10 protein-coding genes are annotated in these 14,389 nt (G+C 61.1%); 5 read left to right on the plus strand and 5 right to left on the minus strand.

Translation table 11 applies throughout. From position 1 onward, the window contains the following. The first annotated feature begins 118 nt into the window (after positions 1-118). Positions 119-1,153 carry a catabolite repressor/activator gene (gene cra / locus B2W52_RS14420; protein WP_286803652.1) on the plus strand — a complete coding sequence of 345 codons (1,035 nt, stop codon included), beginning with the start codon at positions 119-121 and terminating at the stop codon, positions 1,151-1,153. Here cra and B2W52_RS14425 read toward each other — a convergent pair. Both B2W52_RS14425 and B2W52_RS14430 read right to left on the minus strand, forming a co-directional pair. Further along, positions 1,074-3,371: an ATP-dependent DNA helicase gene (locus B2W52_RS14425; protein WP_227507856.1), complete on the minus strand. Its 2,298-nt coding sequence runs from the start codon at positions 3,369-3,371 to the stop codon at positions 1,074-1,076. The genes cra and B2W52_RS14425 overlap by 80 nt on opposite strands. Then, complete coding sequence (locus tag B2W52_RS14430; RefSeq protein ID WP_273157787.1) at positions 3,368-5,077, minus strand: VRR-NUC domain-containing protein; 1,710 nt, start codon at positions 5,075-5,077, stop codon at positions 3,368-3,370. The genes B2W52_RS14425 and B2W52_RS14430 overlap by 4 nt, the downstream gene beginning before the upstream one ends. A 105-nt stretch (positions 5,078-5,182) precedes the next feature. Here B2W52_RS14430 and folM point away from each other — a divergent pair, with 105 nt between their 5' ends. Beyond that, positions 5,183-5,890, plus strand: coding sequence for a dihydromonapterin reductase (gene folM, locus B2W52_RS14435; RefSeq protein WP_286803653.1), 708 nt, complete (start codon positions 5,183-5,185; stop codon positions 5,888-5,890). A gap of 5 nt (positions 5,891-5,895) precedes the next feature. On the opposite strand, the gene B2W52_RS14440 is transcribed toward folM, so the two are convergent. Together B2W52_RS14440 and B2W52_RS14445 are read right to left on the minus strand one after the other, a co-directional pair. Beyond that, complete coding sequence (locus tag B2W52_RS14440; protein ID WP_092030643.1) at positions 5,896-6,336, minus strand: DUF4864 domain-containing protein; 441 nt, start codon at positions 6,334-6,336, stop codon at positions 5,896-5,898. Between the two features lie 83 nt (positions 6,337-6,419). Next, positions 6,420-6,851: a hypothetical protein gene (locus B2W52_RS14445; protein WP_053113409.1), complete on the minus strand. Its 432-nt coding sequence runs from the start codon at positions 6,849-6,851 to the stop codon at positions 6,420-6,422. A gap of 77 nt (positions 6,852-6,928) precedes the next feature. Here B2W52_RS14445 and B2W52_RS14450 point away from each other — a divergent pair, with 77 nt between their 5' ends. Beyond that, positions 6,929-7,219, plus strand: a complete 291-nt coding sequence (locus B2W52_RS14450) for a DUF6482 family protein (protein WP_053113408.1) — start codon at positions 6,929-6,931, stop codon at positions 7,217-7,219. An 18-nt stretch (positions 7,220-7,237) separates the two neighbouring features. Here the strand turns inward: B2W52_RS14450 and B2W52_RS14455 are convergent, their stop codons facing one another. Beyond that, complete coding sequence (locus B2W52_RS14455; protein ID WP_273045188.1) at positions 7,238-8,023, minus strand: SDR family NAD(P)-dependent oxidoreductase; 786 nt, start codon at positions 8,021-8,023, stop codon at positions 7,238-7,240. A gap of 155 nt (positions 8,024-8,178) precedes the next feature. Here B2W52_RS14455 and recC point away from each other — a divergent pair, with 155 nt between their 5' ends. Both recC and recB read left to right on the plus strand, forming a co-directional pair. Continuing rightward, entirely contained in the window at positions 8,179-11,805 is a 3,627-nt protein-coding gene (gene recC / locus B2W52_RS14460) for an exodeoxyribonuclease V subunit gamma (protein WP_286803654.1), read from the plus strand. Next, positions 11,802-14,389: exodeoxyribonuclease V subunit beta (recB, locus tag B2W52_RS14465; RefSeq protein WP_286803655.1), on the plus strand; the 2,588-nt coding region annotated here is incomplete at its 3' end. The genes recC and recB, both read left to right, overlap by 4 nt.

Raw genomic sequence — 14,389 nt, forward strand, 5'->3', positions numbered from 1 at the left:
TTTTGTTTTGATACTGCGTATCAGTTTTTGTTTGCTGAATCGTGTCAGCATGCTTAAAATCGATGGTGAAACAGATATGATCAGAAATCAAGCAATCTTTTAATCGGAGCTGTCGTCCATGACCCTTGTAGAACTTGCCCGGCTTGCCGGCGTTTCAAGAACCACGGCCAGCTATGTCATTAATGGTCAGGGGGCTGCACGGCGCATCAAACAGGACACCATCGAAAAAGTGCTTACGGTGGCTCGTAAGCACAACTTTCAGGTAGATACCCAGGCGGCAGCGCTACGGGGTGGGGCCAGCCGGACCCTCGGATTTATTCTGCCGGATCTCGAGAACACCAGTTATGCCCGCCAAGCCAAATTGCTTGAGCAGGGCGCGAGGGCGAGAGGCTATCAGCTCCTGATTGCCGGCTCTGATGACGACCCCGAGACCGAAAAATCCCTGGCCCGAGCACTGAAAGCAAGGCGCTGCGACGCCCTGATTGTTGCCAGTGCTCTGGCCCTGGACGACCCCTTTTATCCCCAACTGCAAAAAGAAGGTCTACCGGTGATTGCTGTTGATCGCGCCCAGTCTCCGGATAAGATTCGATGTGTGGTCAGCGACAACCGCTCAGCAGCCGAGATCCTGACCCGTTCTGTGCTGGGAGGGAAAACCGCCAGTATCGCCTGGCTGGATGCCGTGCCGGAGATCGCCATGACCCGGGAGCGCCGGGAAGGTTTTCTGGCGGCCGCAAATGAGGCCGGCATTGCCCCGCTGGTAGAAAGTGGCCTCCACTACGATCGCGCCTCCGGTGCCGCAATGATGCGTCGGATCCTGACTGACCATGGCTTGCCGGATGCCTTGGTTACAGCCTCTTTCACACTGCTTCAAGGGGTTCTGGATGTTCTGCTCGATCAGCCGGACCCGCTTCCGAAGGCTCTGAAAATAGCGACCTTCGGCGATGACCGGCTGCTGGACTTTCTTCCACTGGCGGTCAACTCTCTGCCCCAGGATCATGAGGCCATCGCCAATGCGACACTTGAGCAGGCACTGTCGGCTATTGCACAGGAAGGCCCTGTAGACACCATAGTGATTAACCGGTCTCTGAAGACTCGGGCCGCGGATCGGCAGAGTCGCCCTGTGCAAACCACCAGCGCGGAAAAAACCTGCTGATGGCCGGCTGCAGAAACCGGTCATCAATGAGCCAGATCACCCCCCGGTCTTCCGGGGTGCGAATCACCCGCCCCGCCGCCTGGGCCACTTTCTGCAGCCCCGGAATCAGATAGGTGTAGTCATAGCCGGCGCCGAAGCGTTTTTCGAGGCGACCCTTCAGGATTTCATGCCAGGCATCGAACGGCGGCAAGCCCAGGGTGGCCACAAAGGCACCGATCAACTGATTGCCGGGCAGATCAATGCCTTCACTGAACACCCCGCCCAACACCGCAAACGCCACACTGCCCTCCGGGTTCCGGAAACCGGCCAGAAAGTCTGCTCGATGCTGAGGCGACATGCCCGGTTGCTGAGCTCGCTGGGGTATATCCGGCGCATGCTCCGCCAACGCGTCGCTGGCCTGCTTCGCGTATTTGAAGCTGCTGAAAAACGCCAGGTAATGCCCGGGCCGCTCACGGAACTGGCGGGCGATCAGGTCGGCAATCGGTTTGAGTGATGCCTCCCTGTGAGCCTGGCGGGTGCTGATACCAGGCGTGAACTGCACCTGCAGCTGGTCGGCGCTGAACGGGCTGGGCAAGGAGGTAAAACGGGAATCCTCGGGCAACCCCAGCAAATCCCGGAAGTAAACACCGGGGCTCAGGGTGGCGGAAAACAGCAGAACCGAATGCGCCGCCTCGAACCTTTCCCTCAGGAAATCCGCCGGAATGAGGTTCTGGATGGTCAGGCTGGCCCGCCCCCGACCGGCGCGCTGGAACTCACACAGGGAATGATCACCAAAGGAGTCCGCCAGCTTCATGAAGGCGACGCTTTCAAACAACAGCTCCTGCAGGGCCAGATCCGGGGGATTATCGGCCAGGTAATCGGTCAGATTCGAGACCATGGCCTGCAGGGCACCCAGCAATTGCGTCGGCAGTGTCTCCAGAAACTCCGGGCTTTCTGTATCAGCCTGGTAATCCCGGATCAGGCTCTGCCAGGCGCGGGCGGTGCGATCGATGGCGGATTTCAGCGGCTTCGGTGCGGTTTTTTTGATCCTCAGTAAGCGCTGCTGATCCAGCCGAACCGAATACATACCCCGGCCACGGTCCACCAGGTTATGGGCCTCATCCACCAGCACGCTGGCCTTCCAGCTGTTCTGGCGAATCAAACCGTGGAGCAGGGCGGATTGATCGAACAGCCGGTTCACATCCCCGATCACCACATCGCTCCACCGGGCCATTTCCTGGGCCAGAAAGTAGGGGCAAATATCGTGACCGGCGGCGATCTTCGCCAGAGTGTGCTGATCCAGCGTGCCTTCGCTCTGGGCGGCTTCCGCCCGGGCGTCAGGAAGCCGGTCGAAAAACCCTTTAGCCAGGGGGCAGGAATCGCCATGACAGGCCTTGTCCGGGTGCTCGCAGGCATCGTCTTTCGAGACCAGTTCCAATGTTCGCAGTGGCCAATGCTGGGCAGCTTGAGCCGAACGCAGGCGGGCTACCGCATCCATGGCCAGCTGACGGGCGGTATTGCGACAGGTGAGGTAGAACAGGCGGTCCTGGCCGGCTGCTGGCATCGCCATCAACGCCGGGAACAGGGTGCCGAGGGTCTTGCCCAGGCCTGTGGGGGCTTCCAGCAAAAGGGTGCCGGACTTTACCGAGTTTTTGTACACCGTCTCCGCCAGCTGGCGCTGCCGGGGGCGAAATGCGGGGAAGGGGAATCTAAGGCCTGAAAGCAGGACATTGCGCTGCTCGCGGTGATGTTCTTCCTGCTCAGCCCAGGCCTTGTAATGACTACACAGGGTTTCCAGTTCCTGCCAGAGCTCTTTGGCACTGGCGGTCTCCACCACTGGCGTTTCCTTGTCTCTTCCAGTGTCGTAATAGATCAGTGCCAGCTCCAGGGTTTTCCGGTTTTCCTGCCGGCACAACAGCGCGCCGTAGGCTCTCAGCTGAGCGCGATGGAGTGCCCGCTGATGCTCACGGATTCGGGACAGGTCGCCCCGATGGGTTTTGATCTCTTCCAGCCGGCCTCGGTGGGGGTTATAGATATCGGCGCGGCCGGAAAGCAATAACCCCATACATTCACCGGTCAGTAAATGCTCGCTTTTATAGCCGTAGCCGCGCCGGGACTGGATTGCCTGATGGCCAGCAATGCCCTCCTCGGCACTGGGTGCCGGGGTATAGCGGAAGTCCAGGTCGCCCTTACGCGCGGCAAACTCGCACAGAGTCCGGACGGCAACTGTCACCGTCATTCCATCGCCTCGCTCGCCTGCCATCGCACGTAACAGACACTGGCGGGGATGCCTTCAACCGCAAAGAACTCGAGCCAACGAATCTGGTGGTCCTGCAAACGGTCACCCGGCCCCTTCACTTCGATCATTTCATAACGCTTGTCAGGCTCAGCCGCATTGGGGAGAAACCGGATCAGATCAGGAAAGCCGCTACGATGCTCCCGGATATTCAACAGCAGGCGACGGAACAGGCGTTCCAGATCCGCCGGTGGCAGACAGTCCAGCGCCAGGCTCAGCAGTTCCTCGGTGATGACCGGCCAGATGACGAACGGATTGGTGGTGCCCTGTTTGGCCCGGTAATTCGCCAGTATCCGCTCCCGATAACTGCCATCCGCCAGCCGCGCAAAGCATTGCTCGAACGATCCCTTCCGACGGCTGACGAAATCTTCCCGGGTCAGGTCCGCCGGGCCCACATGGAAGGGATGGAAAAAGGCCCCCGGCACCGGCGCAAAAATGGTTTGCCAGCACAGAAGGCCGAACAGGCCGTTGATCAGGGTGTTCTCCACATAAAGCACGGGCGCCTCGTCCCGATACAGGTGGTCCCGAACGGCGTATTCGACCGACCCGACCTCTGGCTTCGGCAGGGTGAAGGTGATCTCCCGGATGAGCGGCTGCTCTGGGGGCGGTGGCGGTATCTCGCCAAGCCGGCTCGCAAGCCGCTTGAGAATCCGCGCCAGGCCCTGGGCTTCAGCATCGCTCAGTTCCTGGTTCTGCCACTCGGAGGCAATGGCCCAGGCTTCCTGGTGACGCTTCATCCGCTCCAGCAACCGGAGCTGTTTCAGCCGCGCTTCCCGATGGCCGCTGCTGGCGAAAGCCTCCAACGCCAGCTTCCGTTCCCCCTGGCGCTCTGCCTGCCGGCCCAATTCCAGCAACAGCCGGTCCCGGCGGCTGGTCAGCCAGGCGTTATCCGAGGGTGCCGGAACCGCCTGCCAAACCTCGTGGGCGAGTACGCCCTGGTCCAGCCATTCCCGGCACTGGTGCATGGCAAGATACAGGTCGACCTCTGAACGATACTGGAACGCCCGGGAATCCGGTGTGAAAGTGACCGGCTCATACTGCTGATGGCCCAGTTCCACCAGCACAAAATCGGACCAACTCTGGCGGAGGTTGCCGAAAAACATCAGGCGCACCCGGTCAAACAACGCCATGGTTTTGAGCCTGATAACCGGTCTGGCGTGCTGGCCGAGCCAGTCGGCAACGATCAGAGGGTCGGGAAATCGCAGAAGCAGAGCGTCCCGCATCCGGCCTTTGGGCAGGTTGGCGGGCTCTCCGGCCGCCTTTAAAAGCGGCTCCATGGCCGGACGCAGTTCTCCAAGCGTGAACAACCGAAACAGCTCATCCAGGCTGAGCAGAGGATCGGTGTCCAACCAGCCTGCCTCCATGATTTCGTCGAGGGCACGGGCCTCTGGTACGCCGAGCTCCGGATACTTGAGCTTGTCCGACCGGAAGAGATCGCCCGTGCGCATCACCATTCGGGTCAGCAAGGCCCGGGCCGGCATTGAAAGGGTATGAAAACTGGCCAGTCGATCCAGCTCTTCTGCTGTCAGCAAGTCACCGTGATGGCTCTGAACCCAGCCAAGGACGGTTTCCATGTTCTCGAGGTAATAGAGCGGATTATCGAGATCCGCAGTGGCCAGTTGTGTGCTCTGTCGCTTCGCCGGTGACATGGCCAGGTTGATCTTCCTTCAAGATGGTTCGGGAAAGTGACGCTACCACGTTGAGCCGTCGGCATGACATTAACGTAGGTAAGACACTGATTACAGGAGAACACCATGACCGCACCCATCCTGATTACCGGCGCCGGCCAACGCATCGGCCTGGCCTTTGCCAGAGCCTGCCTTGACCGCGGCCAGCCCATCATCGTCACCTACCGCTCCTATCGACCGGCCATCGACGCGCTGCAGAAGGCGGGAGCAGTGTGTCTCCATGCGGATTTTGCCACGAATGCGGGCATTGATGACTTCATCCAGGCCCTGAAATCCCGGACGGACACGCTACGTGCCATTATCCACAATGCCTCGGACTGGATACCAGAGAGCGAAGACTCCGACCCGGCAGACGTGATGAACGCCATGATGCAGATTCACGTGATGACACCTTACCGGATAAACCTCGCGTGCCGGTCGATGCTGGAGCAGGAGGGTTCGACAACCGACATTATCCACATGACCGACTACGTGGTGGAGAAGGGCAGCGCGAAGCATATCGCCTATGCCGCCAGCAAGGCAGCCCTGACTAACCTGACCCTGTCGTTCGCCCGTCTACTGGCGCCCAGGGTCAAGGTGAACGCCGTGGCGCCGTCCCTGATCATGTTCAACCAGGGCGATAGCCAGGCGTATCGGGAGAAAACCCTGAAGAAGTCGCTTATGGGAATAGAACCGGGGGATGAGGTCGCTGTCGCCACGCTTCAGTTTCTGCTGGACAACCCCTATATCACGGGCCGCACCCTGCCCCTGGATGGTGGGCGCCATCTGGTTTGATACCGTTAAATGCCCAGCTCGGCCGGCTGGAGTCTCACGCCGGCCACCTTCCAGACCCCTTCAGTGAGCACCATCCGGTAATAGGCGTCCCATCGCTTGCCCTCCGGCCCCTGCAAACGCACCACCTGGATTTCAAAGGCGCCGTGGGGCACGCGCTGGGTAAACTCGATGGCCGTGGCGTTGTGCACCGCCGGGTAGGCTTCACGAACCATATCGACAAACACCTGTGACGACCCGAATCGACGCTTGATACCCTCGGAGGCGTGGGCCCAGGCCTGCTCCTCGTCGTTGTTCGCAAACGCTTCGATCTGGCGCAGGATGGTGTCGCGGATTTCTGCGTCTTTGTCACTGGCCACAGACTGTGGGGACCCGAGAACCGCGAAGCCAATGAAAGCCAGAAGCACGGGAATCAGCCACTTTCCGGAAACGATGTGTTGGTGACCCATGATGGCACCTCTCTATTGTTCATCTTTTAAACAATACGGTCGGATCAGGGCTCCGGATTCGCGTTCCGCCAGCCAGCTTACTCTCACCGACGCGCCTTCTCCGGCCAGATGATCTTCATCAGGGCCCGACGCTTTGGATCCGGGAAGGCAATGGCGTTGTCAGACCTCGCGATTGAAAGGACCTCGCCGAGCATACGAAACAGTTCGATATTATCGTGAACACAGCGGGGAATGGCCTCATCCCTCAGAAAATCCAGGTAGCGCTCCAGATTCTCCTCATCAGGCCGCCAGTGATCGCCAAAGGCGTTCCGGAACAGGGCCCGGGTAGCAATGGCTCGCCATTCGTCGCGATACCCGGTATCGAGCCTTTCCGGATACACGTACAGATCTTTGATTTCCTGATCAATTTTCACTTCCACGCGGTCCGGGGGGAACAGCATCCGCATGGCCAGCAGGTCGTAGCTGTCATTCAACTGCTCGTCCACGGCGGCTTTCACCAAATCAATCCTGCTCATAGTTGCTCGCTTTATGACCTGTAACGGAAAGCGGTTCGTACCCTTCCTTACGACAACAAACCTGCGGGAGACTTCCCATGCACATGGACACTGGCGAACTGAAAAAACACAAGCACGACACGATTTCTCTGTTGGAGATTGTCTCGATGGAAGGACGCTATTATATGGTGCGGTTCTATCTGGAGGGTCAGGGCTACGTTCTGACGGACCCCTACGACAAGCCAGTCATGTTCACCGGCGCCTGTGCCGTGCGAGAACATTTCCACGAATACGAGGTCGAGCGCACCGAGGTGATTCCGCCGACTGGAACCGATGAAATGATTGGTATGCCTGACAGCGGCTCCGAAACCATGCGGGTCCCTCTCTAGGGCCCGCTTGACGTTCCCCTAGCTTCCAGCGAATGAGAGCGAATCCACCAGATCGGCGCCGTTGAAAACGGCCCCGTGAAAATCGCTCTCCGGTATCTGATTGAGCGTAAACACGATGGCACTGGCGGCCTGTTCGGCACTCAGGCAATCCCCCGACGTCAGACGATTGGCCAGCCACTCCGCGTGGGGCAGATCTAACTTGCCCGCCTTGTCGATATGGCTTCGAATACCCGGCGTATCCACCAGCCCCGGCTGAAAGAGGCTGACAACCGGCCCGTCCGACATGGTGTCGAACTCAACGGACATCTGACGCACCAGCCGACGCAGCGCCATCTTGCTGATCCCGTAGCTGCCCGTTCCGGGTTGCGCATGCTTGTCCATACCCGCACCAATCATCACGATTCGCGACGAGGGTTCACCCCCTTTGAGTATCGGTAACAACGATTGGGTGAGCAGCATGGGCGCGGACACGTTCACGGCCAGGGCTTCCTGGAAATCGATGAGCCCAAGGCTGGCAAAATCCGCATCCGGCTCACCCACGCCAGCGCAATACACGAACGCTGAGAGATGATCGACGGCATCACTTAGCTGTTGAGCCAGATTGCGGGTGCTTTCGGGATCCGCAAGGTCCACTTCCAGCGTCATCACTTCACGGTCGGGCGCCTCCACGCGGAGCTTTGTCGCGACCTCCTCCAGCTTCGACACGGTGCGACCTGCAAGGATCAGGTCGTGGCCTTGAGCAGCAAGTTCCAGGGCCAGGGCCCGCCCAATGCCCGACCCCGCGCCAGTGATCAGTGTCCACATAGTGCTTCTCCCTTTTGCCGATAATTCACGACACCGTTTGTCGCGACGGGCCGTTATGATTTTTGGAGATCAGACGTTTCAGACAGTCCGCATCTGTGGTCACATACGGTAACCTGTAGCAACAGGATTGAACTGCACACCAGACAAGGAAATTCATGGCCGCACTCTCCACCGAGCCCACCGAGCAACGCGCCAGGATCGAACCCGGGTTTCACGCAATCCACGCCAACCATCTGGAAGACTTGCGCCGGGCCGTTGTCTACATCTGTCGGCACAACCCCATGCCGCCACTGGAGAGCGAGACCTTCCTGGTGCAGAGCAACGGTATTGCCCAGTGGCTAAAGCTGGCGCTGGCGGAGAAGCGCACCGAAGATGGCCTTGAGGGCGGCCTTGGGATTGCCGCCGGTATGGATTTCCTGTTCCCGGCCCGGTTTATCTGGCAAGCCTACCGGGCCGTGCTTCCGGACGGTGAGGTACCGGAACAGTCGCCCTTCGACAAACGGCGGCTGGTGTGGCGGCTGTACCGGTTATTGCCACGTCTGGTGGGGCAGGACGAGGCCTTTACACCGCTCGCCCGGTTTCTGGAAGGTAACGATCCGGACCTGCGCAATTTCCAGCTGGCCGAAAAGGTGGCCGATCTGTTTGATCAGTACCAGGTGTTCCGGGCCGACTGGCTGGCTGCCTGGGAGCAGGGCAAGGACGTGATTATCACGGCCCGGGCCGAGGAAAAGTCGTTGGATGCGGAAACCCGCTGGCAGCCCCTGCTCTGGCGCCGGCTGGTTGAGGATGTGGGCGCAGACGCTCATACCAGCCGCTCCCAGATCCATACCCGGTTCATGGAACAGGGCCAGCGACTTCAGGCGCCGGCCAACCCGTCCCGGCTGCCAACCCGGATCGTGGTGTTTGGCGTCTCGTCGCTGCCACGGCAAGCTCTGGAAGCCCTGTACGTCCTGAGCCGGTTCAGTCAGGTGGTGCTGTGTGTTCACAACCCCTGCCAGTTCTACTGGGCCGACATCATCAGCGACCGGGAACTACTCACCGCCGAACGCAAACGTGGCAGGACCCATCCGGCACTTTCCGCCATTGAGGATCCGGACCAGCTGCACCAGCACGCCAATCCGCTGCTGGCCGCCTGGGGCAAGCAGGGCCGGGACTACATCCGGCTGCTGGACGAGTTCGACAACCCGGATCAGTACCGGGGCAGCTTCCAGACCCCGGACCAGAAAATTGATATTTTCTCGGACCATGGCAACCCGGAAGCACCGCGCCTGCTGCATCAGCTGCAGAACGATATCCACAACCTGACGCCCCTCCGGGAAATCCGCCAGCAACAACGACAACTGGATATGCAGCGGGATCATTCCCTGGCGTTCCACCAGGCCCACAGCCCACAGCGGGAAGTGGAAATTCTGCACGATCAGCTTCTCGCCGCCTTCAACGTCGATCCCACGCTGCGGCCCCGGGACGTCATCGTGATGGTGCCCGATATCAACGTGTACGCGCCCCACATCCAGGCCGTATTCGGCCGCTACCAGCCGGGCCAGAAACGCCACATTCCCTTCACCATTTCCGACCAGGGCCAGCGCCACCACGAGCCGGTGCTGATTGCCCTGGAAACCCTGATGTCACTGCCCCGCAGCCGTTTTTCGGTGAGTGAGATCATCAGCCTGCTGGAAGTACCTGGCATACGGGACCGTTTCGGAATCAATGAAGACGAGATCCCCCTGGCTCGTCGCTGGGTCGAGGGCGCCAATATCCGCTGGGGTCTGCACGGCCAGCACCGGGAAAGCCTGGACCTGCCCTCCGAGCTGGAGCGCAACACCTGGCAATCCGGGCTGCGCTCAATGCTGCTGGGCTATGGTATGGGCGACGATGAGCCCTGGGCCGGTGTGGAACCCTTCGGCGAGATCGGCGGTCTGCAGGCCAGTCTTGCCGGCCGCCTGAACGACTTTGTGCATCAGCTGGAAACCCTCTGGCAGGCGCTTCAGACCCATCGCACACCGGGCGAATGGGAACGTCTGTTTTCAGAGATGCTCGGGCAGTTCTTCCACAAGGTCGAAGGCAGCGACCTGTTGCTGCTGAACCGTTTCCGCCGCCAGTTGGAGCAGTGGCTGGAAGACGCCCTGGCAGCAGGCCTTGAGGACCAGACCCTGCCCCTGAACATCGTCAAGGATGTGCTGCTGGAGGGGCTGGATGAAGGCGGCCTGAACCAGCGTTTCCTGGCCGGCAAGGTCAATTTCGCCACCCTGATGCCCATGCGTGCCATACCCTTCCGGAAAGTGTGCCTGCTGGGCATGAACGACGGCGACTATCCCCGCTCCCGGCCGCCGGTGGATTTCGATCTCATGGCCCAGGATTACCGCCCGGGGGACCGCTCCCGCCGGGAAGACGATCGCTACCTGTTCCTGGAAGCCCTGTTATCCGCCCGGGAGCAGCTTTACATCAGCTGGGTAGGCCGCAGCATCAAGGATGATTCGGAACGGCCGCCGTCGGTTCTGGTGGGGCAGCTTCAGGATCATCTGGACAGTCTCTGGTCTGTGTCTGGGCAACCCGAAACCAAGGTCATCGAGGCACTGACGACCCAACACCCGTTGCAGCCGTTCAGCCGGAGCTATTTCCCGAAAGCCAACGGGCTGGAGGCGGGTGGAAAGGGGGAAAACAGTTCGCCCCGTCCCCTGGCCGAGGTGTTGGAGGCACGCCGGTTATTCACCTACGAGCGGGAATGGCGCAGTGCCCATGGTGGTGAGGCTGCCGCGCAGACACAGTCGGCACTACCTTACCAGGCACCCGAAGAGCCCATCAGTCTGAACGATCTGGCGGCTTTCCTGAAAAAGCCCATCGACACCTTTTACCAGCGCCGGCTGCAGGTGCGCTTCGAGGATGTTGAAGACGACGACACCGACAACGAAAATTTCGAGCTGGACGGCCTGGACCGCTGGCGCCTGGACAACGAGCTGATCCAGGACGGGCTATTGAAAGCCAGCAGCGACGAGGAACTGCACGATAGGTTGCAGGCAACTCTGGACCGCATGGCGCGACGCGGCGACCTGGGTATGGGCGTGACCGAACACCGCCTGCGTTCCGAGCTGGCGGGGCGCTTGCCCGATCTGTTCGAGCGTTACCAGAACGCACTGGCTGACTGGCCGGAAGCGGTTGCTGAACCGCTGCCCTTTGATTACCGGTTTGAAAGCGCCCTGGGTTCGGTGGAAATCGCGGATCTGATCGACAACCTGCGCTGCAATGCCCAGGGAGAGCTGTGCCGGCTGGTGGTGGCGAGTTCCAGCCTGCTGACCGGTTCAGGATCCAGCAAGAAAGTACGCTATGCCAATCTGATGCGGGACTGGCTGATCCATCTGGCAGGCCAGCTCGGCGGTCAACCTTTTGAGACCCTGGTTCTGGGCAAGGAGGAGGGACGGAAATTCCGCCTTGCTCCATTGCATCCGGAACAGGCCAGACCATTGTTCGAAACGGTGCTCAGCGGGTGGATGGACGCCACCACCCGGGCGCTGCCCATTCACTGCGAGGCCGGCTTTGCCTGGATCACCAGTTTCTACGGCAGCAAAAAGTACATCGGTGACCATGAGCGAGCCATATCGGAGGCGCAGCAGGCCTATTCCATTGCTCTGGAGCGGGATACCGGTTACCTGAGAGGGGCCTTTGAAACACCGGAGCTGCTGATGGCCAGCGGTGAATTCGAAGCCCTGCTGCATCAGCTCTACGTGCCGGTTTGGGAAGCCGAGCAGGACAAGTCGGCTGCAGATCAGATCGGAGGCCTGGAATGACCGAGCAGATGACCAACCGGAATCCGAATCTGGATCCCCTGGCACTGGCCCTCAACGGCAGTGCCCTGATCGAGGCCAGTGCCGGCACCGGCAAAACCTTTACCATTGCCATTCTGTACGTGCGCCTGGTGCTTGGCCACGGTCAGTCGCCCGACAGCCCTCTGCAGAACCTGCTGCCTCCCAACCTGCTGGTGGTCACTTTTACCGAGGCCGCCACCAAGGAACTGCGTGACCGTATCCGCACCCGGCTCACCCAGGCCGCCGAGGTGTTTTCTGACGCGCCCGACGAGCCCAATCCGCCCGCGGAAACGGCACTGATCTACCAGCTACGGGATGAAAGCTACCCGGATCCGGCCAGCTGGCCGGAATGCCGAAAGAAGCTGCTATTGGCCGCCGAATGGATGGACGAGGCGGCGGTATCCACCATCCACAGTTTCTGCAACCGCATGCTCAGCGAGCACGCCTTCGACAGCGGCAGCCTGTTCAAACTCACCCTGGAAACCGACCAGAGCGAATTGCTGGACGAGGTCGCCCGGGATTACTGGCGCACCTTTATCTATCCGCTGCCACCGGCGCTGATGGACGAGGCCCTGAGCCACTGGAAAACCCCCGGGGACCTGCGCCAGGGTGTTCGCAATCTGATTGACGATCCCCTGAGCCTGGGCACACCCCCGGAGAGCGTTCATCAGGCCATCGATCAGGTGGTCCACCGGCGTCTGGAACAGTCACAGTCTCTGAAAGCCCACCCCTGGAGCCAGTGGCGCGATGACGTCATCGAGCTGCTGAACGATCTGAACAAGAGCAAGCGACTCCATGGCGCCAGCAAGAATGCCATGATCAAGGTCTGGGACTTGCTGGTTGCCTGGGCGGAATCGGACGACCTTTTGCCCGAAAAGATCGATAGCGCCGCGGGCTTCAAGAATCAGACGCCCGAAGGGCTCGACAAGATTCTCAAGGGCGATGATTCTGCCCCTCATCACCCGGCCTTTGATGCCATCGGAGCGCTGCTGGATTTCAGCCAGAACCAGCCCAACGCCAAATCCGACATTCTGCGCCACGCCAGCCACTGGATTGCCGGGCGGCTGGAGTCAGAAAAGCAGAAACGCTCGGAAATGGGCTTTGACGATCTGCTCACCCGGCTGGACGATGCGCTGCACGGCTCCCGGGGCGACCAGCTGGCCGCGACGATCCGTCGCCAGTTTCCCGTTGCTCTGATTGACGAATTCCAGGACACCGACCCCACCCAGTACGGGATTTTCTCCGCGCTGTACGGGGGCCGCGAGGCGGACTCGGCTGACAAGCGCACCGGCTGGTTTATGATCGGCGACCCCAAGCAGGCGATCTACGCCTTCCGGGGCGCCGACGTCTTCACCTATCTGAAAGCGCGCCGCGCCACCGAAGGCAACCACTACACCCTGGACAAGAACTTCCGCTCCGCCGAGGCCATGGTTGAGGCGGTGAACCATTTGTTCACCTACAGTCAGGAGGCGTTCGGCGATGTCTTCATGATGGACAACGCCATCCCCTTCGAGACGGTGAAAGCCCAGGGGCGCAAGGAAGAGCTGCTGGTGGACGGTGCGCCCAAGGCCGGCGTCACCCTGTGGGTGGACGACCGGGACAAACCGGTGAGCGCCGGCCCCTACCGCGAGGACCAGGCGGCCCGCTGCGCCAGTGAGATCGCCCACCTGCTCAACGGCGCGGAACAGGGCGTCACCGGCTTCCGCGACGGCAACGGCTTCACCCCGCTGCACCCCAACGACATCGCCATCCTGGTGCGCGACCGCATTGAGGCCAAGGCGGTGCGCGACGCGCTGATGGCACGTCAGGTGCGCAGCGTTTATTTGTCCGATCAGGACTCCGTGTTCGCCCAGCCGGAAGCCTTCGACCTGCTGCTGATTCTGCACGCCTGCGCGGCGCCGGAATCCGACAGCCGGGTGCGCAGCGCCCTGGCCTGCTCGGTGCTGGACCTGGCCTACGCGGAGCTGGACGCGCTCAACCAGGACGAGGTGCGCTGGGAAAAGACCGTGGAGCAGTTCCACGGCTACCGCCACCAGTGGCGCACCCAGGGCGTGCTGCCGATGCTGCGCGGCCTGCTGATGGAGTTCCAGGTGCCCGCCCGGCTCAGCCAGAGCCTGGACGGCGAGCGCGCCCTGACCAACCTGCTGCACCTGGCCGAGCTGCTGCAGCAGGCCGCCACCCGCCTGGACGGCGAGCAGTCGCTGATCCGCTATCTGGAAGACGCGGTGGAGAGCGCCGTGGAAGAGCAGCGCTCCGGCAGCAAGGAGAGCATCCTGCGCCTGGAAAGCGACGACGACCGGGTCAAGGTGATCACCATCCACAAGTCCAAGGGCCTGGAATACCCGCTGGTGTACCTGCCCTTTATCTGCGGCTTCCGCCCGGCGGACAAGAACAAGCCGCCGCTGCGCTACCACGAAAACGACCACCTCAATGTGTCCCTGGAGCCGGACGACAGCGTCGAGCACAAGGCCGACCACGAGCGGCTGGCCGAGGACATGCGCCTGCTCTATGTGGCGCTGACCCGCGCCCGCCACGCCTGCACCCTGGGCCTGGCGCCCTACATCAA

The organism is Marinobacter sp. UBA2498 (assembly GCF_002341575.1).
Lineage (GTDB): Bacteria > Pseudomonadota > Gammaproteobacteria > Pseudomonadales > Oleiphilaceae > Marinobacter > Marinobacter manganoxydans.

Coding starts and splice junctions, on each gene's coding strand:
- B2W52_RS14425 (WP_227507856.1), bottom strand. CDS start 3,371: ATGACGGTGACAGTTGCCGTCCGGACTCTGTGCGAGTTTGCCGCGCGT.
- recC (WP_286803654.1), top strand. CDS start 8,179: ATGGCCGCACTCTCCACCGAGCCCACCGAGCAACGCGCCAGGATCGAA.
- B2W52_RS14455 (WP_273045188.1), bottom strand. CDS start 8,023: ATGTGGACACTGATCACTGGCGCGGGGTCGGGCATTGGGCGGGCCCTG.
- cra (WP_286803652.1), top strand. CDS start 119: ATGACCCTTGTAGAACTTGCCCGGCTTGCCGGCGTTTCAAGAACCACG.
- B2W52_RS14440 (WP_092030643.1), bottom strand. CDS start 6,336: ATGGGTCACCAACACATCGTTTCCGGAAAGTGGCTGATTCCCGTGCTT.
- B2W52_RS14450 (WP_053113408.1), top strand. CDS start 6,929: ATGCACATGGACACTGGCGAACTGAAAAAACACAAGCACGACACGATT.
- B2W52_RS14430 (WP_273157787.1), bottom strand. CDS start 5,077: ATGTCACCGGCGAAGCGACAGAGCACACAACTGGCCACTGCGGATCTC.
- folM (WP_286803653.1), top strand. CDS start 5,183: ATGACCGCACCCATCCTGATTACCGGCGCCGGCCAACGCATCGGCCTG.
- B2W52_RS14445 (WP_053113409.1), bottom strand. CDS start 6,851: ATGAGCAGGATTGATTTGGTGAAAGCCGCCGTGGACGAGCAGTTGAAT.